This window comes from Streptomyces sp. NPDC004561 (assembly GCF_053602155.1).
On record NZ_JBSGDB010000016.1, the window covers coordinates 1 to 21,448 of the forward strand.

Genomic DNA, 21,448 nt, shown 5'->3' on the forward strand with positions numbered 1-21,448 from the left:
GGCCCAGAGGCCCCGCTGGTCGCCCCACAGCACGGCCTGCCGTCCGGCGCCCGCCTGCCAGGCGGCGAGCACCGGAGGACTCGCCCCCATCCTGGGCGGTGCCGTGTCGTCCGGGGCGGCCAGCCGGACGGCGGAGTGCTGCCGGTCGGCCGCGTCCCAGCGCCACACGGATCCGTCGGGGCAGGCCATGACCAGTTCGGCGCCCCCGACCGCGGTGACGGCCGCGAGCGGCTGCCGCAGGCTCAGCGTGTCCAGGTACTCGGGCACGCCCTCGGACACGTCCCACAGGACGATGTCCCCCGCCCGCTCCGCCACCGCCAGCCACTGCCGCCCCCGGGCTCCGGTGAGCGGGGCCAGCCCCACGACGTCACTGCCGGCGGCACTCGGCGCGGGCGACAGCCGTGCCTGCCCCGGGTCCAGGACCGCCACCCAGCCGGCGTCCCCGGCCACCGCGAACCGCCCGTCGGGCAGGGCCGCGAGCTGCCAGATCGTGTGGGGTGTCTCCACCCGCTGCGGCGCGGCCGGAGCGGGCGCGCCGTCGGCCCCGGTGTGCCAGATGTGCAGGACGCGGTCGTCATGGGCCGCGACGACCGGGCCCGCGCCCTCGGAGCCGCTCGCGGCCACCGCCGTCACCGGGCTCTCGCCGGCCCGCATCAGCAGGACGGGGACGTGGGTCCGCCAGGGTTCCCAGAGCATCACGGAGCCGTCGCGGGAGCCGCTCACCAGCCAGGGCCGCTCGGGGTGCGCGGCCACGGCCGTGACCATCTGCCCCGCGTCGAGCTGGAGATGCGGCGGTGTGCGCCGCACCGCTCCCCAGCGCACCTCCCAGGCCGCGCCGGTGCCGGCGGGACGCAGGGTGCCGCAGGCGCGCAGGCCGCCGAGCTGGCGCAGTCCGGGCCGGTCGGCGGCCTGGGACCGCTCGATCAGATGCGCCGAGGTGATGGTGCCCAGCACCTCGACGGGCAGGTCGGTGGGCGCCGCCCCTCCCCCGTGCCGGCCCGGGGCCAGGGCGAGACCGCACAGCACCGCGGTCCGCAGCCGGTCCAACACGGCCGGGTACCGGGCGAGTTGCCGCCAGCCCGGTGTGCCGCAGTCGGCGGCGTACTCGGCGAGCCGGCTCTCCAGGTGCGGGCTGAGCGGCCGTCGCTCGGCGGCCTGGTCGACGGCCAGGTCCAGCATCGCGGTGAGCATGGCCAGGCGCTGCCCGGGAGTGACGTCGGCGGCGAGCCGGTCGGCGTAGGTGCGGTGCGCCAGCCGGTAGACGCTGCGCCGGTCCTCCCCGTCCAGCAGGACGTAGGCCGCCGCCTTGGCCAGGAAGTCGGTGAGCGCCCGTTCGTCCGGCGGCCCGTCCGCGCCGGTGGCGTCCGCCGCGGCCAGGGCGGTCGCCGCCCGCAGCCAGATCCCGTCGACGCGCGGCAGTCCTCTGCCGTGGGCGAGGGCCAGGGCCCGCAGGAAGGGCAGGGCGGTCGGCTGATCCCGGGTGATGCGTTCTACGGCGGCTCCGAACAGGCCGGTCCGGTCCTTGCGCAGGAGGCGCTGGAGCGCGTCCCGCGAGGCGGGGTCCTGGGACAGCACCTGGGGGTTCTGCTCGATCTCCTGAACGAGCAGCGATACCTGGAGGAACTGCCAGGATCCGTCGCGCACATGCTGCTCGACGGCCTCGCGGACCGTCGCGGCGACTCTCTCCGGCCAGACGGGGTCGGGCACCGGATGCTCCCGCAGGACCCTGCGCACGCCGTCGGCGGCGTACTCGGCGGCCGCGACCGGGTCGGGCAGGAGTTCCATGACCCGCGCCCTTTCGGTGTTCGAGCCGAGCACGGTCGGAAGGTCGACCCGGCTGCCGTCGCCGTGCGGGGCGCCGTCGCCCGGTGCGGGGCGGGTGCCGATGATCAGGGTGACGCGGGGGTGGTCGGTCGCCGCGCGGAGCAGGAACGCCGTACGGACGGGGTCCCGTGCCTCGTCGAGCGCGTCGGCGAGAATGAGGAGCCTGTCAGCGGGACCTGACGGTGCGTCGGACGCGGTCGGCGCGTGGTCCCCGGACAGCACCCCCGACGCCCTTAACTCCGGTACCTGTTCGAGCCGGGTCCGGATCTCCTCCGGGGTGCTTCCGGTGAGCCGGAGCACGGCGCCGAGCCGGGGCCTCGCGGTGTCCCCGGGGCTCACCCGCCTGAGCCGCCGCAGCTCCTCGCCGAGAAAGGCGGACTTGCCGACGCCCGGCGCGCCGGGGACGATCAGGACGCGCTCGGTTCCGGGCTCCGCGCACCACCGCTCCAGCTCGGCGAGTTCCGCCGTCCGTCCGGTGAAGTGCGGTACCACCTCCAGGATTCCGGTGTGCTCCGGGTCCTGCGGCGGCTGCTCCGTGAGCGGGACGGCCAGGGGGGCGGCGTCGAACTCCCCCTGCAGACGCTGCTGTTCGGCCACCGTCGTCACGCCGGGCAGCGGGACGCGGTCGCGCAGCGCCAGCTTCAGCTCGTGGCACGACTCGCCGCCGAACTCGGCGTAGTGGCTGTCCTGTTTGAAGTGCCGTCGCAGGTCGTGGAGTTCGAAGACCCTGTCGTGGCTGGTGAGCCCGTCCAGGTAGGCGTCGAGCGTCTTCCGGAACGTCCCCAGGTACGCCTGCGCCGAGCCCTTCCCCGTCGCGATGAGCAGGATGGAGTAGGGGTCGTCGTCCGCTCCGGGCGGGCGGTCGAACCGCTGCTTCACGCCGGCGGCGAAGTCCGCCGACTTGCACGCCTCGATCACCACGATCGCCCAGTGGCCCTCTCCCGAACGGCGGTTGCGCCACTCGGTGAAGAGATGGTGGGCGAACATGTCCGGCGTGATCTGGGCGTGCCCCTCGCGTTCCCTCGAACCGGGGAGGAGCAGGGTCGGGCCCATGGTCCCGACGCGGCCGTGGCCCAGCCAGACCAGGGCAGACGGCCGGTCCTTGAGCTCGTGGCCGGGGTTGTCGCCGTACTCCCCGGACCAGCGGGCCAGTTCGTCGTCGGCGGCGCCGAGGGAGTCCACGGTGGCGGGCCGGGTCCCGGCCACCGGCTGCCCCTCGTCCGCCGGGCGGGCCGCCGGCTGTCCGCCGATCCGCCGCAGGACGTCGAGGACGGCCGTGGCCTCGGCCGCGGTGTCCGCGTCCGGGTACCCGGCGACGGGGCCGACGGACAGCACGTGCACGTCGAACGCGTCGGCCACCGTGCCGTCCCGGCCGGGCCCCGGCCGGCGCGGGACGGGCACGGGCAAGGCCTCGGGGCTCCCGGCCGGGTCACCTGCCGCGGTCGGCTCGAAAGCCGCCGACACCAATTCCGGTGCCATGGCGTCAGCCGTCGTGCACCGTGTCGAGCACCGGTACGAGCCGCCGCTTCGGCTCGTCGCCGCCGGTCACCTCGACCTCGTACATGCCCGGGCGGTCGGGGCGGCAGGCCGCGGCCAGGAGGCCTGGTCTGCCGGGTACGGGTTTCAGGGCCGGGTTCAGCACCTCGTCGAGGCCGTTGACCCCACGCACCGTGCACTCCAGGTCCGCCCCCCGTCCGACGCCGTTCACCTCGACGGCGAACGGCTCGTGCAGGGCGGCCCACTCGGGCGTGTGCAGCTCGAACTCGGCCTCGTCGCCGAGCATGGCGCCCCGCTCGCCGGGGTGGCGCAGCCCGTGCATCAGCCCGGAGGCCATGTCGAGGACACTGCGGCTGCGGATGAGGTGGCCGTGCTCGTGGTAGAAGTGCACCGGCCGTGCGGTGTCCGGGAGTTGGGCGGCGTGCTGGTAGACCGTGCCGTCGCCGGTGCGGCGGTCCCGCTGGGGCCGCCCGTCCGCGCCCGGGAGCAGCCGGCCGTCGTTGTAGCGCTTGAAGAGGTACCGCTCGAGTACGGCGGTGCCCTTGGTGAGCCGGTAGCTCGTCCAGGTGCGCTGCCCCATGCCGACCACCGTGATGTGCTCGGGCAGGGAGGTCCCGGCCCGGCTCGTCCGCCAGTCCACGGTCGCCTTCGCCAGTTCGCGCCGCCCGCCGATGGACACGATGTCCTCGACGCCCGGCACGCGCATGTCGCCGTCCACCTCGTAGGCCCGGTAGCTGGGCAGGAGGTCGTACAGGCCGGGCATGGTGGGAGCCACCTCGCGCAGTGCCTCGGGGGGCACGGGGAGCGGCATTCCCTTGCCGGAGTTGAGCATCAGGACGGCCTTGGCCGACCCGTTGAACGGGGTGCCGACGGTCATCACCGCGCGGATGTCGTCCCGGATCGCACGGTCGTGGTGCAGGACCTCGCGGGTGAGCAGGCCGCCCATGGAGTGGGCCACGAAGACCAGCCGGGCCGGGCCCGCCTCGGGGTTCTCGACGAGGTACTGCCGGTGCGCGGGATGGGCGCGCCACGCGTCCAGGTGCCGGCGTACCGCCCGGGCGAGCAGGGCCCCGTTGTACTCGACGGACAGCCGCCAGTCGTAGGGGAAGGCGAGGAGGGCGGCGCGGTCGACCACACTGCGCCGCATCTCGGTGACGAGGGCGCTGTACGGATGCGCGGAGCCGAGCCCGGGCAGCCACTCGGCGCTCTCCAGGAGTCCGGTCACCTCGACGCGTCCGGTGCGGCCCTCACGTTCCTCGTCGGTGACCGCGAGCTGCCGCAGGCGTCCCGCATGGGCTCTCGCGGTGTACTGGAGCAGTCTTCTGACGCCCCACAACGGTTTGCCGGTCTCGGCGTCCCTGAGTTCGCTGCCCATGATGCCGGGCACGATCACCACGGCATCATGCAACTTTCGCCCCGTGTTCTCTCGCATGAACTTCGCCTCGAACGCTCTGACGGCCTGCTTCCCCTGTGGCCGATGTCACGGACGGGTCCCCGAGGCTAGCACAGCGGACCACGCTCTGTGATCGCCTCAACTCACCCGACTATCCGGGTAGTTGCTCCCACCAGTTCGGTTGGATCACTCTGGTCCCAGGCGTCCCGCGACGGCCGTCCACCCGTGCGCACAGACGTGATGCACGGTGCCGGCCGGGTCGTCGCGGGGCGTCGGTCCCGCTCCGTGCGCTCCCCTGACGGAGCCACTCACCGAAGGGCGACCCCCTTGCCGAGCCCCTTGCTGAAGCAGCGCGAGAAACCCGGTCTGTGGACCGCCGGCCCCGACGACGGCCGTCCACTCGTCCTCGTGCACGGCATCCGTCTGTCCGCCCACATGTGGAGCGCAGTCATCGCCCGCCTGGTCCCGGACTTCCGGATCACGGCCTGCGATCTGCCGGGCCACGGCTCCGCGGGCGACCTGCGGTTCACGCTGGACGCGGCGGTCGAGACGATCGGCGCGGCCGTCGCCGAGGCCACCGCGGCGACCGGGCGCAGGCCCGTGGTCGCCGGCACCTCGCTCGGCGGCATCACGACCCTCGCCTACGGCGCGCTGGGCACGGGCGGTGCCACGGGGCTGCTGTGCCACGGCTGCACCCTCAGGCCCGACGGGCCGCTGCTCCTGCCCCACCGTGGCGCGGCCCTGCTCCAGCGTCTGCTCGGCGAGGACCGGGCCCACCTGCTGAACGAGTGGGCGCTGCGGGCGAGGCTGCCGGAGGAGAGCTTCCGCGGGATCACGGCCGGTGGCATCTCCCGGCACGCCTTCCCCGAGGTCCTCGCCGAGGTCGCCCGCTGGGACTCGCTGGACCTGGCCGCGCGGGTCACGACACCGGTCGTCCTGGCCAACGGGCTCGGCGACCCGCTGTTCCGTGTCCAGGAACGCCGGTTCCTGCGCCGGATCCGCGAGGCGGGCACTCCGGTCCGGCTCGTCCACGTGCCCGGCCCCCACCTGCTGTCGCTCACCGACCCGGACGTCTTCGGCCGCGTGGTCCGCCGTGGCGTCCAGGCGCTGTCGGCCATGGCGTCGGAGCATCGGCGGACGCCTTCCTGAGCGAACGCCGGCGCCGACACCCGGCCGGCCCTCCACGAGGCTGCTGCTGCCCGCATGGGCGGTGGCGCGGCTCGGCCGGTGCGGTGGCCTCGCCGAGACGACCTGCGGTTCTTCGCGTGCGGGCGGGAGCCGGCGTGTCATGCTGATTCTTGAGTGACAACCGTCGGCCCGACTCACCGTGCCACGCCCCGGCGCGATGACTCAGGGTCGCAGGAGGCGAAATGCACCGCTCAAGCGTGCGAGCGGACTGCCTGCCGAGGGTGACCGGGACCGGGCCTGCGGCCGTGGGGCGCCGATGATGGCAGGAACCGGCGAAGGGGCGTCATCCAGGCCGCCGTACGCTCCCGAACTGCACGAACGTCTGCGCGCCGAACTGGGCCGGATCAACGAGCAGACGCGGTCGCTGCTGGACGCCATGGACCGGCTCCAGGGCCTGCTGGACGCGGTGGTGGCCATCAGCCGGGAGGTCGAGCTGCCCGGGGTGCTGCACCGGATCGTGACCACCGCGATGGACCTGGTCGGCGCCCGCTACGGGGCCCTCGGCGTACTCGACGAGGCCGGAAACCACCTGGAGCAGTTCGTCGTCGCCGGTCTGTCCGAGCAGGAACACGCGGATCTGGCCGGGACCGGCTTCCCCCGCGGTCTGGGCGTCCTCGGACATCTGATCCACCACCCCGAGCCTCTGCGGGTGGAGAGCATCTTCGCCCATCCGTCGTCCGTGGGGTTCCCGCCCGGCCACCCTCACCTGCGCAGCCTGCTCGGCGTCGCCGTCACCGTCCGCGGGGAGATCTACGGCGACCTCTACCTCTCGGAACGGCATGACGGGCGGCCCTTCGACATCCACGACGAGAACGTCGTCGTCGCCCTGGCCGGAGCCGCCGGCATCGCGATCGAGAACGTCCGCCTGTTCGAACGGGTACGCGTCGGAGCCGAGCAGTTCCAGCGGCTCCTGCTGCCGACCCTGCCCGACCTGCGGCCCTTCACCGCGGCCGCCATCTACCGGCCCGCGGCCGAGCCCAGTCAGCTCGGCGGCGACTGGTACGACGCCGTACCGCTGCCCGGCAGCGTCGTGGCGGTCGTCATCGGCGACGTGGTCGGACACGATCTGCGGGCCGCGGCCGCCATGGCCTCCACCCGCAACATGCTGCGCGCCCTGCTGTACGAACGGGGCAGCACGCCCGGCGCGATCCTCGCCCAGCTCGACCGCACCCTGCAGGCCATCACGAACAACCCCGTCACCACCACCACGCTGGCGCGCATCGAGCCGGCCGGCACGGGCTGGCGCCTGCACTGGAGCACCGCGGGCCATGTCCCGCCCCTGCTGCTCGCCCCCGGACGCCGGGCCGAGTACCTCTTCGCCGAGCCCGGGCTGCCGCTCGGTGTCGACTCCGAGCAGCCCCGCCCCGACCACTCCCGGTTCGTGCCCCCGGGCGCCACCGTGGTCTTCTTCACGGACGGGCTGATCGAACATCCCGCCCGGGCCATCGACGAGAGCCTCGACGAACTCACCGGTCTCGCCGCCGCCTACGCGGCGCTTCCCCTGCAGGACTTCGTTCAGGCGCTGGCCGATCACCACCCCAGCGACGGTCACGACGACATGGCCGTCCTCGCCCTGCGCACCCCGCGCGCCTGACCTCGCCTCCTCGCCGGGCCGTCGGTCCGGCGGTGCCGTGGAGGATCGCGGGGATCGAGCGGATGATGGATTCCGGGGCGATGGCGATGCGGAGGTCGCCGATGACTGTCGCGCGGCGAGAACGGCTCCGGCACGGTGGTGTGGCCGCCCTGGAGATATGCGTGGTTGCCGCGCTGTACTACGGCTCGGCCGAGCTGGGACTCATCCAGCAGCTGGTGCGCGGCCAGGTCACCCCGCTGTGGCCGCCGACCGGTATCGCCCTCGCGAGCCTCCTGGTGCGCGGCCCGCGGGTCTGGCCCGGGATCGCGCTCGGCGCGCTCCTGGCCAACGTCTCCCTCGGGCCGTCGGTCCTGGCCGTGCTCGGCATCGTGGCGGGAAACACCCTCGCGCCCGTCTGCTCGTACGCCCTGCTCCGCCGCGCCGGTTTCCGTGTCGAACTGGACCGCCTGCGGGACGCGCTCGCGCTGATCTTTCTCGGCGCCTTCGCCGGGATGCTGGTCAGCGCGACGGTCGGCACCGGGACCCTCGCCCTCTCCGGTGCGCTGAGCACCGGCAAGTTCTGGCCGACCTGGTCGGTCTGGTGGACCGGCGACGCGATGGGCGTCCTGGTGGTGACGCCGGTCCTGCTGGTGCTCCGCACCCTGCGCCGGCCGAGGCAGGTTCCGGCGTACCGGTGGCTGGAGGGGCTGCTGCTGCTCGCGGCCACCGCCTGCGTCGGGTTCGTCGAGACCCGCGGCACGCCCCTGATGTTCCTGGGCTTCCCGCTGCTGATCTGGGCGGCCTTCCGGTTCCAGCTGGCGGGGGCCGCGCCCTGCGCCCTGGCCGTGTCGACCTTCGCGATCATCGCCGCCACCCGCGGATCGGGCCCGTTCCTCGGGCACGACCTGCTCACCGACATGATCACCCTGCAGGCGTTCAACGGCGCCTCCTCGCTGACCGCCCTGCTCGTCGCGGCGGCCGTCAGCGAGCGCAACCAGTCCCAGAAGGAGATCGCGCGCGCCTGCGCGTACCTCGCCGAGCTGGTGGCCAGGATCGCCGCGAGCGGCTACCAGCCGACGCTCGGCGTCGGCGCCGACCGGAAGGACGAGGCGCAGGAGCGCGGCGGACGGACCGGCAGACCGGCGTGACCGGCCCGGCTCCCCGGCTGCCCGGAGCGCTCCCGCGCACCCCGGCGTCCCGGTAGCCGTTCCCTGACTCCGAAGACCGTGCCCCGGTCTTCGGAGTCACCGTCCCGGGGTTATCCGCAGACCGGTGCCGGTGACCTGGCGGATTCGTCCAGCTCGGCCCAGACCGTCTTGCCGTGGCGGGCGTGGCGCGTTCCCCAGCGCGCGGCGAGCTGGGCCACCAGGAGCAGGCCGCGGCCGCCCTCGTCGTAGACCCGGGCCCGGCGCAGATGCGGGGTGGTGCTGCTGTCGTCGGACACCTCGCACATCAGGGTGCGGCCGTGGATCAGGCGCAGCCGGATGGGCGGCCGGCCGTAGCGGACGGCGTTGGTGACCACCTCGCTGACCACCAGTCCGGCCACGAAGTCCAGGTCTTCGAGGCCCCAGGCGGTCAGCTGCCGGGTGACGTCGGACCGGGCCCGGGAGACGGCGGCCGGATCCGCCACCAGCTCCCAGGTGGCGACCTGGCGGCCTCCTAGACCGTTGGTGCGGGCCAGGAGCAGCGCGACGTCGTCGTCCGGGCGGGCCGGCAGCAGTGCGTCGAGCACCGTGTCGCAGGCGGCCTCCAGGGAGTCCGCGGACCGGGCGAGGGCATCGCGCAGCCTGGTGATGCCGGTCTCGACGTCGTGGTTCCGGGCTTCGAGCAGGCCGTTGGTGTAGAGGGCGAGGACGCTGCCCTCGGGCAGTTCGAGCTCCACCGCCTCGAAGGGCAGACCGCCCAGGCCCAGCGGCGGACCGGGCGGCAGGTCGAGGAGGTCGACGGCGCCGTCCGGGGTCACCAGCGCGGGCAGTACGTGTCCGGCGCGGGCGAGGGTGCAGCAGCGGGCGACGGGGTCGTAGACGGCGTACAGGCAGGTGGCGCCGATGTCACCGGCGTCCTCCGCGTCCGGGTCGGCCAGGGCTTCGGCGGACAGCCGGATGACGACGTCGTCCAGGTGCGTGAGCAGTTCGTCGGGCGGCAGGTCGATGTCGGCCAGGGTGCGTACGGCGGTCCGCAGCCGGCCCATGGTGGCGGCGGCCCGGATTCCGTGGCCGACCACGTCACCCACCACCAGGGCGACCCGGGCGCCGGACAACGGGATGACGTCGTACCAGTCGCCGCCCACGCCGTGCTCGGCGCCTGCCGGCAGATAGCGGAAGGCGACCTCGACGGCGGACTGCTCCGGCGTGCACCGCGGCAGCAGGCTGTGCTGCAGGGCGAGTGCGGTGGTGCGCACCTGCGTGTAGCGCAGGGCGTTGTCGACGGCCACCGCCGCCCTGGCGGCGAGGTCCTGTGCGAACAGCAGATCCGAGTCGTCGAAGGGCTGGCGGCCGCGGTGCCGGACGAACTGGGCGACACCGAGCGTGGTGCCCCGGGCGAGCAGGGGTACCACCAGGCTGGAGTGGCCGGGACCGGCGTCCGCCGGGCGGTCCGGGAGGCGGGAGGTGTCGAGGTCGTGCCGGGAGGGGCGCCCGGTGCCCAGCGCGCGTTCCGGGGGTGATCCGGGCGGGTAGGTGTGGAGCTGCTGCGGGGCGATCGCGGGTTCCGTGCCGTCCCCGGCCGCCGGCCGCTGGGCGGTCCGCCGCAGCTCCGGCACGTCCCGCTCCGGGACGTCGGGTCCATGGAGCAGGGAGTCGAGCAGGTCGACGGTGACCAGGTCGGCGAACTCCTCGGCGGCGAGGTCCGCCAGCTCCTCGGCGGTGCGGGCGATGTCCAGGGTGGTCCCGATGCGCATGCTCGCCTTGTTCACCATCGACTGCCGCCACCGCAGTCTGCGGTCCCGCTCCTCCTGGAACGCGAGGACGCCCCGCTCGGAGGCGCGGTCCACGTACTCGGTCGCCGTCGCGAGCAGCCTGCGCGCCGCCGCGCTGACCAGCTCGGGATCGTCCGTCAGCCGGGGCAGCTCCTCCAGCAGGCGGTCGACGATGGCTCCCTGCCCCAGGTGAAAGGCCCGCAGCGTGACGCTGACCGACTTCCCGTGCCGGGCCAGCCGGCGCGCCCGCTCGGCGTCGGCCTCCGGCGGCTCGATGCCGCCCGCGCCGATGCCGTGCTCCAGGCCGAAGAGCACGCCGGCGACGTGGTCGGCGATGTTCTGCGACGCCATGACGTCCGGGTCCTCCCACAGCTCGGGCAGGTCCCGCCGCAGAACCTCCTCCACGTCCTGGGTCAGCGGGCCCGCCTTGAGGCTGAGCTCGTGCGCGGCAGGGGACAGCAGGCTGTCCGCGGAGTGGTCCACGTCTACGACGTTACGCCGGGCCCGCGGCCCCGCATGCGGTGCCGCGGCGCCGGCCGGCGGACACCGCGCGCGTCGTCAGGGAGGGCTGTGTCCGGGTCAGCGACCGGCATAGAGGAACCGCACGTAACACGCGTACGACAGCCCGCGCTGCCGGAGCTTGACGGCTTCGACAGAGGCGCTCAGCGCCCCGTGGAGTGAGCTGTTCTGCTGGAGCGCGACCGTGCGCCGGCTGAATTCCTGCCGCTGCTGTCGGGCATGGTCGCCCGCAAGAGTGTTCTCTCGGGTGAGCCGCTCCTGGCCGTCCTCCATCCGCTTCCGCGCCCTCACTCGCAACGCGTCGGTCTCGGACTCCAGAGCCTGGCGCTGGGCGGCGAGCCGGGTACGGCGTCGGGCGACGTCCTGTTCGACCGACTGCCGCTCCGACGCGCTGAGGGCGGTCGGCTGCCGGGCCTCGGCGGAGACGACCAGGTGTCTGCGCCAGGCATCGAGGGCGATGGCTTTGGCCTCGCCGATGCCGTGGACGTCGACGGCGCGGCCGCTGCTCAGCACGAGCACGGCGCCGGTGCTGTTGCAGTGGGTGTTCTGCACGGACCGGTAGCCCCTGAAGTCAGCTGCCGTCCGGATGCCCGCCGCCGCCAGACGAGCGGTGAGGATCGCCCCGATGCCGTTGGGCGGGGACTGGGCGATCAGCCGTCGACCGAGTTGTTCCCGGACGTATGCCGACTGCTTGTCGGCGAGCGCCTTGGCCAGTGCCTTACGGAGTTCCTCCGCAAGTCCGTCGATCTTCTTGTCTATGTCGCGCTGCTTGCGGACCTTGCCGTTCTCGGCGTCCTTGAGCTCGGCGTGGTACTGGGCTGTGAGCTTGCCCTGGGCTCGTGGGTAGGCGGCGGCCCGCTCCTTCTCCGCCGCGTCGAACTTCGCCCGGTCCTTGCGCAGCTTCTCGGCTTCTTTGACCGGGTCATCGAGCTGGGCCAGTTCCTTCGTCAGGTTGGCGAGGACGGCGCGTGACTGCGCTCGCTCCTGACGGCGGCTCCTGGCGAAGACGGTGAGCGCTACGGCGGCGACGAGGGGCACGCCCGGCCCGATCGCCGGCGCAGAGAACCCAGTGACGACCATCAAGGCGGTCGCGGCCAGCATGAGTGGCCGGAGCACGGCCGTAACGACATCCAGCGGCGTCCGGGTACGGAAACCGTCCGGCGAAGTGACCGAGGGCGCGACCGGCGGCGGCGTGACCTGCGGAGAAACGTGCCCTGCCATCCATCCGGGCAGTCCGCCCGTACCAGAGGGAGCGGCGGTGCCACTGGCCGAGACCGTCGAGGTCGTCGTAGCGGCGGTCCGTTGCCCGGGGACCGCTTGCGCGAGCGGAGGCAGCACGTCCAACGGCTGGTAGGCCAGGGACCGCACCTGGTCGGCGAGGCCACTCACCGTTCGGTCGGGATGGGACAGCAACGTCTGCAGCCTCGTGGATCCCCCCGGGCTCTTGAAGTCGTCCTCGGTGAGCAGCAGGAACTCACCACTCGGCTCATGGAGCCGATTCCACAGGGCGGGGTCGGAGGCGATCGCCTTGAGCGACAGGAAGATGACCCAGGCGGAGAACCGGTCCAGCGCCGCCCCGAAGTCATCATTTCCTCGCATGGGTGACTGGTAGTTGCGGTGCCCTCGCTCGGTGCCGCCCATGCCGGCCAGCGCGGGGACGTACATGCCGTCGTAGTCGACCAGGCGCAACGTGTCGTCGCTTGCAACGAGCAGGTTGCCGTGCTGGAGGTCACCGTGGGCTATCTCGTGGGCCGCCAGGTCACGGGTCAGTGCCTCGAACCGGTCGGCGAGACGGTCGACGGCGAACGGGTGGGCGTGGTTGTCGTCGAGCCAGGAGGACAGGGTGACGGCCTCGGTCCACTCCATCTTCAGGACCGGATAGCGATCCTGCCGGACACTGATGGCGTCGGGCAGGTACTCGAAGCCCAGATTCCACGGTTGGGAGAGTTCGGCCGGATCCAGCCGCCCGAGTCGAGCGCTGATGGCCTGGTAGCGGCGTTCCTGGTCCGGGACGTGGCGGGTGAAGCATTTGATCGCGTAACGCCGGCCTGAAGCGATCGAGGTCAGCGAGAAGACGCTCGCGAAGGCGCCGGAGATGGCGCGAGGCAGACTGAGCTTCTGAGCCCGGACATGTGGCGCGCCGCGCTGGACGCCGTACAGGCCACGCCGTCACTTGTCCTGCCCGATGTCGACCAGCGCGCCGTACGCGGCCTGAAGTTCTCGGCAGCGCTCCCCCAACGGCTGGCCGTGGCCAGCTTGTCCGCGCGACTGGCCGACATCGAGGGCGCCCGCTCGGTACTGGCGGAACCGAAGCGCTTCTCAACCGACCAGTGAGCCTGCGTCACTCCCTCCCCAACGGCGAACACCGATAGCGCAACCCCCGGCTCACGATCCTGAAGCGGCCGCGTCCCTGGCCACAGTTCAGGCGCCCTTCGCCGCAGGCTCCAGAATCGCCACGCACTCCACGTGATGCGTCATCGGAAAGATGTGGCATGAAACGGGATCCGCCATAACCGCAGGTCAACGCAGGTATGCGGCAGCCCAAAACCGCTGTTCGGCGGCCTGGAGCGTCCAACGAGCGTTACGAAGCAGAGTATCGTCCCAGCCGAATCAGGCGTGGCCACAGCACCCGGACCTCCATCAGGAGGATGCCGACCACTACGGCGATCGAACCGGGCTTCACCCTGTCCGCGTCGGAGCCCACACGGCGCAACTGACGCCTGGTCGCCCCGCACCCCCGCGGCACGGCGTGGCGGCCTCGCCGGCCACCGGAGTACTCAGGTCCCACCCGGGAGGCCACGCTCGCGGGAGGCGCTCCACGCATCGGTCGCCGGGTCGCGTGGTGCAGGTGAAGCCCGATGTCAGGGGTGTGTCTGCCACAGGCCGAGAAGTGTCGCCGCGGAGCGGACCAGTGGGTGGTTGCCCTGACCGAGGTGTTCGGCCGCGTGCAGGAGGTCCGTCAGGACGGCCCGGTCGCGTTGCCGGACGGTGAGCGCGAGCAGCGGGTCCAGGTGGGCGCTCCATGCTGCACGCGCCTCGGTTGTGGCGGTGGCGGCTGCTGTGGTCACCTGCCGTGCCCAGTGGCGGATTTCCTCGGGATCGGCGCAGGGCAGCGGGTGTGCGGTGCGGTGCGGGGTACGGACTTCTGCCGCGGCGGCATGCAGGCGAGCGACGGCGGCGAGGGCAGCTGCCTGGGTCGTGTGATAGCAGGTGCCGAAGAGGTAGGCCGTGGCCTTGTCGCCGTCGAGGCCCGCCAGGACCTCGGGGCGGTGCACGGGGCTGGGCAGGGCGCCGTCCGGTCGTTGCGCGCGGGCCAGCACGTTCCACGCCTGGTTCGTCAGCGAACCAGGGCCGTAACCGCCACCCAGGGCCGTTTCGCACAGCAGCAGTTCGGCGAGGAGGTCGAGGCTGCCGCGGGCGAGGTGGGAGCCGAGCAGGACCCGTACGGTCTCGCGCAGCCGGGTCTCCGACCCACCGCCCCCGAGCAGGTCGAGATGGTGGCCGAAGTCCGTTGTGTAGAACAGGACATGGGTGAAGGCGTACGTCTCGCTCTCGGTGAGCCGAAGGACGTCAGGGTCCAGGGCGGCGATGCTCTGGCGGTGGAGCGTGCCGAGGTCGGGCAGTCGCGACGGAGCCGTGAAGTGCCCGCGGTCGGCGAAGTAGCGCAGTTCGATCCTGTTGAGCGCGGGTTTGTAGGCGCGGCTGTGGCCGCCGGCGTCCGCTGCGAGCAGTGCCTGGCAGTCGGCACGCAGGGCCGCCCGAGGACGGCCGAGGAGTTCGAGCAGCCCGATGAAGTTGAGGTGGTAGGGGAAGAATTCGTCGGCGCGGCGCAGCCCGTGCCCGAAGTCCGGCTCGTCGGCGGTCTTCTGGGCGAGATCGAGCGCGTGCCTCGCGAGCGGCGCGCTTGTGGACAGGACGCCCGCCCGCTCCAGTATCCGGAGCAGGCCGAGGAGTTCCAGCAACGGCCCGGGCCGGAAGGGACGGCGGGGCAGGAACTCCTCCCAGCGCCCCGGTGCGAACCATTCCACGTGCGCTTCGAGCCATTGCAGCGCACCCGTCAGCACCTGCCGGGCCGCCGCGTCGTCGTCCAACGCCGACCCAGCCGCCCGGACGTGCAGGGGAAGCGGGGCCCAGGAGTCGGCGTCGGCCGGGGTGCTCATCGCCCGCTCCGTAGCCGCAGTACCGCGAGAACCAGCAGCAGGATGGCGCTCATCGCGCCGAGGTCCGTCCACCAGGGGAGCAGGCCTCCGCCGCCCAGCAGGACCTGGCGGGCCAGGTCGACCGCGTACGTCATGGGGTTGAGGTGCATGATCCAGCCCAGCCAGTCGGGAGCGTCCTGGGCGCTGAATACGGAGCCGGACAGGAACAGCATCGGGAACATGGCCAGTTGAACGGTGGCCTGGAGAGTCTGCACTCGTTTGATGACGGTGGCCAGGCAGAGGCCGATGACGCTGAAGACGACGGCGGCGAGGCCGTAGCAGCCCACCGAAGCGAGGAATCTGCCCGGCGTCAGTTCGACGCCGACCAGAGGGGAGAAGGCGAGCATCACCACGCTCTGTACGGTGACCATGCCCGCGCCGGCGGCAACCTTGCCCAGCGGCAGGCAGATCCTCGGTACCGGGGCGACGAGGAGTTCGCGGAGTACGCCGTATTCGCGGTCCCAGGCGTAGGTCTGGCCGGAAGCGACTCCGATCGAGACCACCTGAATGGCGATGATCCCGGGATAGACGTACGCGCTGAACGACACCGAGCCGACGGAATCGATCATCCCGTCGAAGCCCACCGCGTAGACCAGGACGAAGAAGAGGATCTGCACGGCCTGGCTGAACAGGACCCCGGGGCGTTTGGTCTGCCGCAGCAGATCGCGGTGGGCGATGACGCCGATGGCGCGCAGGGCCACCCTCAGCCGTCCGTCGCCCGCGGCGAGGGACGGGGCGACAGCGGTGGTTGCGGTCATGGCGTGCTCACACTCTCCCGTTGCTGGTACGGCCTGTCCTGCCCGGCAGCCGCCAGGTAGACGTCGTTCATGGACGGATGGCGCACGGAGACGGTCAGGCCCTTGACGTCCAGGGCACGCACCACTTCCGCGATCCGGGCCTCGGGGTCCGGGCAGTGCACCGCGACCCCGTCCGGCTCGACGAGCGGTTCGAAGCCCACCGCGCGCAACTGGCGGACGGCGACCTCGTCGTCCGCGCAGGTCACCACGATGCGAGAGGAGTCCAGGCTGCTCTTGAGCTGATCGACGCTTCCCTGGCGGACGACCCGGCCCTGCCGGAGGATGACGATCTCGTCGGCGTATTCGGCCTCATCCATGTAGTGGGTCGCGTACAGGACTGTGACGCCCAGTTCGTCGCGCAGCCGCAGCAGGTCTTCCCAGACGCCGGCGCGCGCACTGGGGTCCAGACCGTTGGTGGGCTCGTCGAGAATGATCAGCCCGGGACGGTGCAGCAGGGCACGCGCGATCTCCACGCGTCGGGCGAGTCCGCCGGACAGCTCTTCGATGGGCTGGCGGCGGCGCTCGGCGAGGCCGAAGAGGTCGAGCATCAGGCCGATCCGGTCCCGGGCGTCCTCCCGCTTCATGCCGAACAGCCTGGCGTGGAACCACAGATTGCGCTCGACGGAGAGTTCCTTGTCCAGGGTCCGTTCCTGGAAGACCAGTCCGAGACGCCGACGTGCGGCCATGGGCGCCTGCCGTACGTCGTGGCCGAAGATCCGGACCGTGCCCCCGTCGGGCTTCGCGGCTGTCGACAGCACCCCGAGCAGGCTGGATTTGCCGGCGCCGTTGGGACCCAGCAACGCGGTGATACGGCTTGGTGCGGAACTGATGGACACGCCCTGGACGGCGGTCACCTTGCCGTAGCGCACGACGAGGTCGGTCATCTCGAAGGCCGGTGTCTCGGACATGTGCGTTCCCTTCTCCTGGGACTCGGTCACACCAGGCCCAGCGTGCGGTCCCACGGCCGAGGACCGTCATCGACCGGCAGGAGCGAGAGCGCCACGCCCGCGGCGCCTTCGAGCATGCCCGCCGTGTCCACGGCCCGGTGCGGGATCGGTGCGCGAGCAGCGGCCGCGAAGCGCATGAGGTGGCGGAAGCCGAAAGGGGCCTCCTCGTCGGCGCAGGCCAGCACCCGGTCGGTGAGTCGCTCCCGACCGGCCTCCAGTTCGGGGTCGTCGACCACATGCGCGACCCGGGTCACGACCCGCAGGAGGCCGGCGTAGCCGTGGCAGACAGTGGCGCCTTCGATGGCCCACAGCGATTCGTCCCGCCGCAGTGCGGAACGCAGCGCCTCGACGGCGGCGGCGGACCAGTCCGGCCGGCCCATGACCTGTCCCGCACGGAGCAGCGCGGCGGCGACCCCGGGCGTTCCGTAGCACCAGGCAGTACGGGTGAACAGGTCCTGCGGACGCCGTGGAGCCAGTTCGTGCTCCAGGCCGGCGCGGGCGGGCCAGTAGGGTCCCGCGTCGTCGTGCAGTGTCCAGCTCAGCAGCCAGTCGGCGATGCGGTGTACGGCGTCGGCCAGGCCCGTGACGTCGTGCCCGGCCTCGTGCGCCGTGCAGAGGACCGCGAGCGGCCCGGTGATGCCGTGCGCCATGCCCAGGTTGAGGTCCCCGCGCGGATACATGGCCCGGTCCCGCTCGCTGAGTTGGAGTTCGACCGGCACCCACCAGCCCGGGACCTCGTAACCGTCGACCTGTACCGGTGCGGTGATGCCGACGAGATGGTGCAGGGAGGCGGTGAGGGCGGACTCGACGTCGAAGCCGGTCTCGGCGGGGTCGGCCGCCGAGTCGAGGAGGAGACGGGTCGTCCCCGAAATGCCGTTGATCAGGTCGTAGGCCGCCCAGTCGACACCGACGCCACCGTCCTCGGCACGGGCGCGGAAGACGCTCAGCCGTTCGGTCTGGTCCTCGGCGACCCAGGATGCCAGCTTTCGGCGCAACGAGCCGTAGTGGCCGTCGGGGCCGGCGCACGTCTGTGCGGCGGCGAGCAGCGCGGCCGGTCCGGAGAACAGACCGCGGCTGGGAGCCGAGTTCATCACCTGCCCGGCGGCGGCGAGGTGACGGTGGGCGACCGGGCGCCAGGCGTCGTCTGTGCGGGCCAGTTCGCCGTACAGGAGGGCCGTGCCGGGGAGACCGTTGGCGAGGGTCAGCGGCCCCCACATCACGGAGTCGTAGATGGGGTCACGATTGTCGTCGCGGGAGGCGACGGCGGCGACGTGCTCGGGGTCGGCGAGCCGTTCGGCCACGAGGGCGACGGCTTCCCGGGCACGCGAGGTGGTGTTGGCGTTCACGACTGATGCCTCCGGCGGTTGAGGTTGTCCTGTACCGCACCCCGGGCGATGCCCAGCACCGTCAGCTCCCGGGAGCCCTCGCCGCCGAAGAGGCGATTGCAGATCATGTGCAGAAGGCTGCCGACCACCCGGCCTTCCGGCGTGTCGCCGGACGTCTTCACGAAGGCGGCCAGTTGCCGCACCGCCTCGTCCCGTTGGCGGAGTGCGGCAAGGGCCCGGGCACCTGCCGGTTCCGCGGAGAACGCGGGCCAGCCGCCGAAGGGGTCGACGATGCCGCGCCAATGGGCCGACCGGGCGCGGAACGCGGCAGGCAGATCGCGGCGGGCTCCGGTCATGGAGAGCCAGGCCGCGGCGCCGTCGTCACCGCAGTCCTCGGTGACCCTCGGGTTGTCCGGTGAGGGCGGCCCGAAGGCGTGTGCCAGGGCGGCACAGGACACGACGGCCAGGTCGTCGACGCCGTAGTCGTTCGAGGGGTCCTTGGCCAGCCGCAGCAGTTCGATCGCGGCCTCGCTGTCGTACCGGAAGACCGCCTCGGCCAGTCGCTCGGCCGCGGGGCCGCCATAGCGCTCGGTTTCCGGGTCGTACTGGGCGAGCGAGTGGCTGCGCAGCAGCCCTTCGTCCTGCCACTGCTGGAACACCGCGCCGACCGCGGGGGCGACGGAGCCCCACAGCTCTTCGGGACGTGCGCCGTGCAGGCGCAGCCGCAGATGGTGTCCGCCCTCGTCGGTGTAGCGGATGAAGAACCAGCCGTCGGCGCCCTTCCGGCCTGCCAGCTCGACCAGGTGGGGAACGTGATCGCGCAGCAGGTCGTCCTGGGTGCGGGCGGAGCCGTGGAGTTTGAGATAGAGCCACTCACCGCCGAGGCCGTGCACGAGACGCCGGGTCTGGCGGTGCCCTGTGTACGAGCGGCGCGGCGTGGCGGTCCCCCGGCGCCGGGTCATGGGGACGACCAACTCGAAGGTGTGGCCGGCCAGCGGGCTGTCCAGCCAGTCCTCGTACTCGCCCGGGATCTCCTGGGCGATCAGGTCGGAGTGACGCAGCACTTGGTCGAGCAGCAGTTCGCGGTGCCAGTCGTCGTCGAGGTCGAGCAGCAGCCGCTGGTCGGTGGTGACGGCGAGAATCCGGCAGGGTACGTCCCAGGTGGCCCGCCAGTCGGCCAGCGCGCGCTCCCAGTCGGCCCGGTTGGCGTTGCCCGCGCGCAGTTCCTCCGCCTGTGCACGGATCACGTCCAGCCGCCAGACGGCGGGGGCGAGGACGAACCGCCCGTAGCGCACTCGCGGTACGAACGGTGCGTCGGCGAGCGGCCCCCAGTTCCAGGGCTCCCACAGTCGCTGACCCTCGAGACCGATCTCCCACAGCAGCCGCACTGCGTTGGGCGCCTGTGCGGGCGCGCTGACCATGTTCCCGAGTACCGGCACGATCTCCCGGCCGGTGGGCACATGGACGGCGGTCAGCCGGTCCAGTGTCGCGCCGATGCCTATGTCGCTCAGGCGCAGCTCCTCCACGCCGGGGACATCCGGCACGCCGACGCTGATGCGGCGACCGGTGGCAGGGGTGGTGTGGGCGAGGTTGGCGGCGCGTCCCGAACGTGTCCTGAACGCCAGATCGACGGGGACGGCGCCCTCGATGTGCACAGGGTTCTCCCGGTGCAGCGCCGCGAACTCGGCCCGCCAGCGGGGGTCTTGGTCGGCGAACCGGGCGAAGGTCGAGCCGGCCCGGTGCGAGCCCGGTGACGGGGAGAGGAACACACGGAAGTCGCCGTCGTCCATGGCCTCCACCGAGGGGGCGACAACCTGCACCGTCACCTCGCAGGAGTTGGGCAGGTCCGCACGGTCGGCGGTGTCGTGGCACAGCTCGTCGAGGTCGGCGTCGCCGAGCACGAACTCGCGCAGCCCGGCGCGCTGCGCCTCGGCCGTCAGCCGGGCCATGGCACGGTCCCGTCGAGCCGTGCGGAATTCTTCCGGGGGGATGGCCGCCGCCTCGCTGTTGGGCCAGCCGTAGCCCGCGGGGGCGCCCAGTCCTGTCGACTCGTCCAGCAGCTCCAGAACTGGCACCAGCCGGTCGGCCCCGTAGACGTCGAGAAAACGGCGATGGTAGTCACGCAGGGCGAACAGGCCCAGTTTGGGCCGGGACAGGCGCCACATCACACCGGTGGCCTCCTCGACCACCTTTCGCACCGCATACGGCAGGTGCAGGGAAGTGTCGATCCGGGTGTCGATGTGCAGGGGCGTGTCGTCGGGCTCCACCGACCGTGCCGTCTTGAGCAGTTGGCCCAGATGTTCGCGGCCCTCGCCCACCGGACGGGCGTCGTACGTCTGCCGCGCGTGCTCCACGGCCAGCAGCACCTCGTGTGTCCGGCGGGTCTCCTCCGAGGGGCTGGTCACCTGCTCAAGGAGTCCGAGGACGTGGTGCAGCGGATCGCCGCCGTCCAGCGGCGGGCGCAGCCCGGTGATGAGGATCTCCTGCTTCACCAACTCGGCGAGCAGCCCCCGGATCCGCTCGACAGGGGCCCCGGGGAAGGCCTCGGCGGTACGCTGGACGAGTTCTTCGTACGGAAGCGGGGCCACGGACTCGGCCAGGGCACGCTCGACGACGGGCGTCCTGCGCACCGACACCGTGGAACGGGCCTCGCCGCTCTCGCTGAGGCGTACGCCTTGCGTGGAGGACGAGGCGAGGACCAGCCGGCCCCCGCGCAGGACCAGGGCCTGGTGAGCCTGGACGGCGAGCGCGGACAACACGGCCGGGTCACTCTCCAGGCGATGTCCGACCCTGGTGAGCCACTGCATGTCGACGTGGGTGCGGGTGCGGTGTGCGCTGCCCCTCTCCGCCTTGGCGGCCGAGTCGAAACGGCCGGTCGCCACGCCCGCGAACAGTCCGAAGGGGGTGGGGCGGGTGCGCATCCTGATGTCGTAGCGCAGAACGGCGAGCGCGGCGCGGCGCAACTGCCCCGCCTTGGTGCCGGCGGCGCCGTGCTCGGCGACGCGGCGGACCATGGCGCTGAGGCTGGGGGAGGCGAGGTCGAGCGCCTCGCTCAGCACGTCGTCCGAGGGGACGGAGGCAAGGAGTTCGGCGCAGGCTCCCAGATCCCGGGGGCCCGCAGCCGGGAGAAGCAGACCGGGTCCGCCCGTTGCCAGCGGCGCTCGGTGCAGGAAGACGTCCTTCGCCTCGAACGGTGTCTCCTGTGACGGTTCCCCCACGGGTGTCCCCTTCTTCGTCCTTGTCGCTGTGTTCCCGGGAACGGCCGGTGG

13 protein-coding genes are annotated in these 21,448 nt (G+C 72.4%); 4 read left to right on the forward strand and 9 right to left on the reverse strand.

Annotated features, from left to right (window positions below; translation table 11 throughout):
• Together ACWEN3_RS03885 and ACWEN3_RS03890 are read right to left on the reverse strand one after the other, a co-directional pair.
• Nucleotides 1-3,225, reverse strand: a 3,225-nt coding sequence (locus ACWEN3_RS03885) for a WD40 repeat domain-containing protein (protein WP_452965364.1), incomplete at its 3' end; no start/stop codon positions are given.
• Between the two features lie 82 nt (nucleotides 3,226-3,307).
• Entirely contained in the window at nucleotides 3,308-4,717 is a 1,410-nt protein-coding gene (locus ACWEN3_RS03890) for a lipase/acyltransferase domain-containing protein (protein WP_452965291.1), read from the reverse strand.
• Nucleotides 4,718-5,041: 324 nt separating this feature from the next.
• On the opposite strand from ACWEN3_RS03890, the gene ACWEN3_RS03895 reads away from it, so the two are divergent.
• From ACWEN3_RS03895 to ACWEN3_RS03905, 3 genes are all read left to right on the forward strand, one after another.
• Nucleotides 5,042-5,863 (forward strand): alpha/beta fold hydrolase, encoded by an 822-nt coding sequence (locus ACWEN3_RS03895; RefSeq protein WP_452965293.1) that lies wholly within the window; start codon nucleotides 5,042-5,044, stop codon nucleotides 5,861-5,863.
• A gap of 298 nt (nucleotides 5,864-6,161) precedes the next feature.
• Entirely contained in the window at nucleotides 6,162-7,496 is a 1,335-nt protein-coding gene (locus ACWEN3_RS03900) for a PP2C family protein-serine/threonine phosphatase (RefSeq protein WP_452965366.1), read from the forward strand.
• Nucleotides 7,497-7,597: 101 nt separating this feature from the next.
• Complete coding sequence (locus tag ACWEN3_RS03905; protein ID WP_452965296.1) at nucleotides 7,598-8,623, forward strand: MASE1 domain-containing protein; 1,026 nt, start codon at nucleotides 7,598-7,600, stop codon at nucleotides 8,621-8,623.
• A 110-nt stretch (nucleotides 8,624-8,733) separates the two neighbouring features.
• Here the strand turns inward: ACWEN3_RS03905 and ACWEN3_RS03910 are convergent, their stop codons facing one another.
• Both ACWEN3_RS03910 and ACWEN3_RS03915 read right to left on the reverse strand, forming a co-directional pair.
• Nucleotides 8,734-10,875 carry an ATP-binding SpoIIE family protein phosphatase gene (locus ACWEN3_RS03910; protein ID WP_452965299.1) on the reverse strand — a complete coding sequence of 714 codons (2,142 nt, stop codon included), beginning with the start codon at nucleotides 10,873-10,875 and terminating at the stop codon, nucleotides 8,734-8,736.
• A 96-nt stretch (nucleotides 10,876-10,971) separates the two neighbouring features.
• Nucleotides 10,972-12,777, reverse strand: coding sequence for a hypothetical protein (locus ACWEN3_RS03915; RefSeq protein ID WP_452965301.1), 1,806 nt, complete (start codon nucleotides 12,775-12,777; stop codon nucleotides 10,972-10,974).
• 264 nt (nucleotides 12,778-13,041) lie between these two features.
• Between ACWEN3_RS03915 and ACWEN3_RS03920 the strand changes: the two genes are divergently transcribed.
• Nucleotides 13,042-13,245, forward strand: coding sequence for a hypothetical protein (locus ACWEN3_RS03920; RefSeq protein ID WP_452965304.1), 204 nt, complete (start codon nucleotides 13,042-13,044; stop codon nucleotides 13,243-13,245).
• 527 nt (nucleotides 13,246-13,772) lie between these two features.
• On the opposite strand, the gene ACWEN3_RS03925 is transcribed toward ACWEN3_RS03920, so the two are convergent.
• From ACWEN3_RS03925 to ACWEN3_RS03945, 5 genes are read right to left on the reverse strand one after another with little or no spacing between them, the layout of a single operon-like run.
• Nucleotides 13,773-15,071 carry a DUF6895 family protein gene (locus ACWEN3_RS03925; RefSeq protein ID WP_452965306.1) on the reverse strand — a complete coding sequence of 433 codons (1,299 nt, stop codon included), beginning with the start codon at nucleotides 15,069-15,071 and terminating at the stop codon, nucleotides 13,773-13,775.
• Nucleotides 15,068-15,868: an ABC transporter permease gene (locus ACWEN3_RS03930; RefSeq protein WP_452965309.1), complete on the reverse strand. Its 801-nt coding sequence runs from the start codon at nucleotides 15,866-15,868 to the stop codon at nucleotides 15,068-15,070. The genes ACWEN3_RS03925 and ACWEN3_RS03930 overlap by 4 nt, the downstream gene beginning before the upstream one ends.
• A complete protein-coding gene (locus tag ACWEN3_RS03935) occupies nucleotides 15,865-16,815 on the reverse strand; it encodes an ABC transporter ATP-binding protein (RefSeq protein ID WP_452965311.1) in 951 nt (316 codons plus the stop codon). The genes ACWEN3_RS03930 and ACWEN3_RS03935 overlap by 4 nt, the downstream gene beginning before the upstream one ends.
• Nucleotides 16,816-16,841: 26 nt before the next feature.
• Entirely contained in the window at nucleotides 16,842-18,200 is a 1,359-nt protein-coding gene (locus ACWEN3_RS03940; RefSeq protein WP_452965313.1) for a lanthionine synthetase C family protein, read from the reverse strand.
• A complete protein-coding gene (locus ACWEN3_RS03945) occupies nucleotides 18,197-21,397 on the reverse strand; it encodes a lantibiotic dehydratase (protein ID WP_452965315.1) in 3,201 nt (1,066 codons plus the stop codon). The genes ACWEN3_RS03940 and ACWEN3_RS03945 overlap by 4 nt, the downstream gene beginning before the upstream one ends.
• Nucleotides 21,398-21,448: the final 51 nt, after the last annotated feature.

What these genes read in the sequence shown, in the direction of transcription:
- ACWEN3_RS03900 (WP_452965366.1), top strand. Translation starts at nt 6,162, where the DNA reads ATGGCAGGAACCGGCGAAGGGGCGTCATCCAGGCCGCCGTACGCTCCC.
- ACWEN3_RS03905 (WP_452965296.1), top strand. Translation starts at nt 7,598, where the DNA reads ATGACTGTCGCGCGGCGAGAACGGCTCCGGCACGGTGGTGTGGCCGCC.
- ACWEN3_RS03915 (WP_452965301.1), bottom strand. Translation starts at nt 12,777, where the DNA reads ATGGAGTGGACCGAGGCCGTCACCCTGTCCTCCTGGCTCGACGACAAC.
- ACWEN3_RS03920 (WP_452965304.1), top strand. Translation starts at nt 13,042, where the DNA reads ATGTGGCGCGCCGCGCTGGACGCCGTACAGGCCACGCCGTCACTTGTC.
- ACWEN3_RS03925 (WP_452965306.1), bottom strand. Translation starts at nt 15,071, where the DNA reads ATGAGCACCCCGGCCGACGCCGACTCCTGGGCCCCGCTTCCCCTGCAC.
- ACWEN3_RS03930 (WP_452965309.1), bottom strand. Translation starts at nt 15,868, where the DNA reads ATGACCGCAACCACCGCTGTCGCCCCGTCCCTCGCCGCGGGCGACGGA.
- ACWEN3_RS03935 (WP_452965311.1), bottom strand. Translation starts at nt 16,815, where the DNA reads ATGTCCGAGACACCGGCCTTCGAGATGACCGACCTCGTCGTGCGCTAC.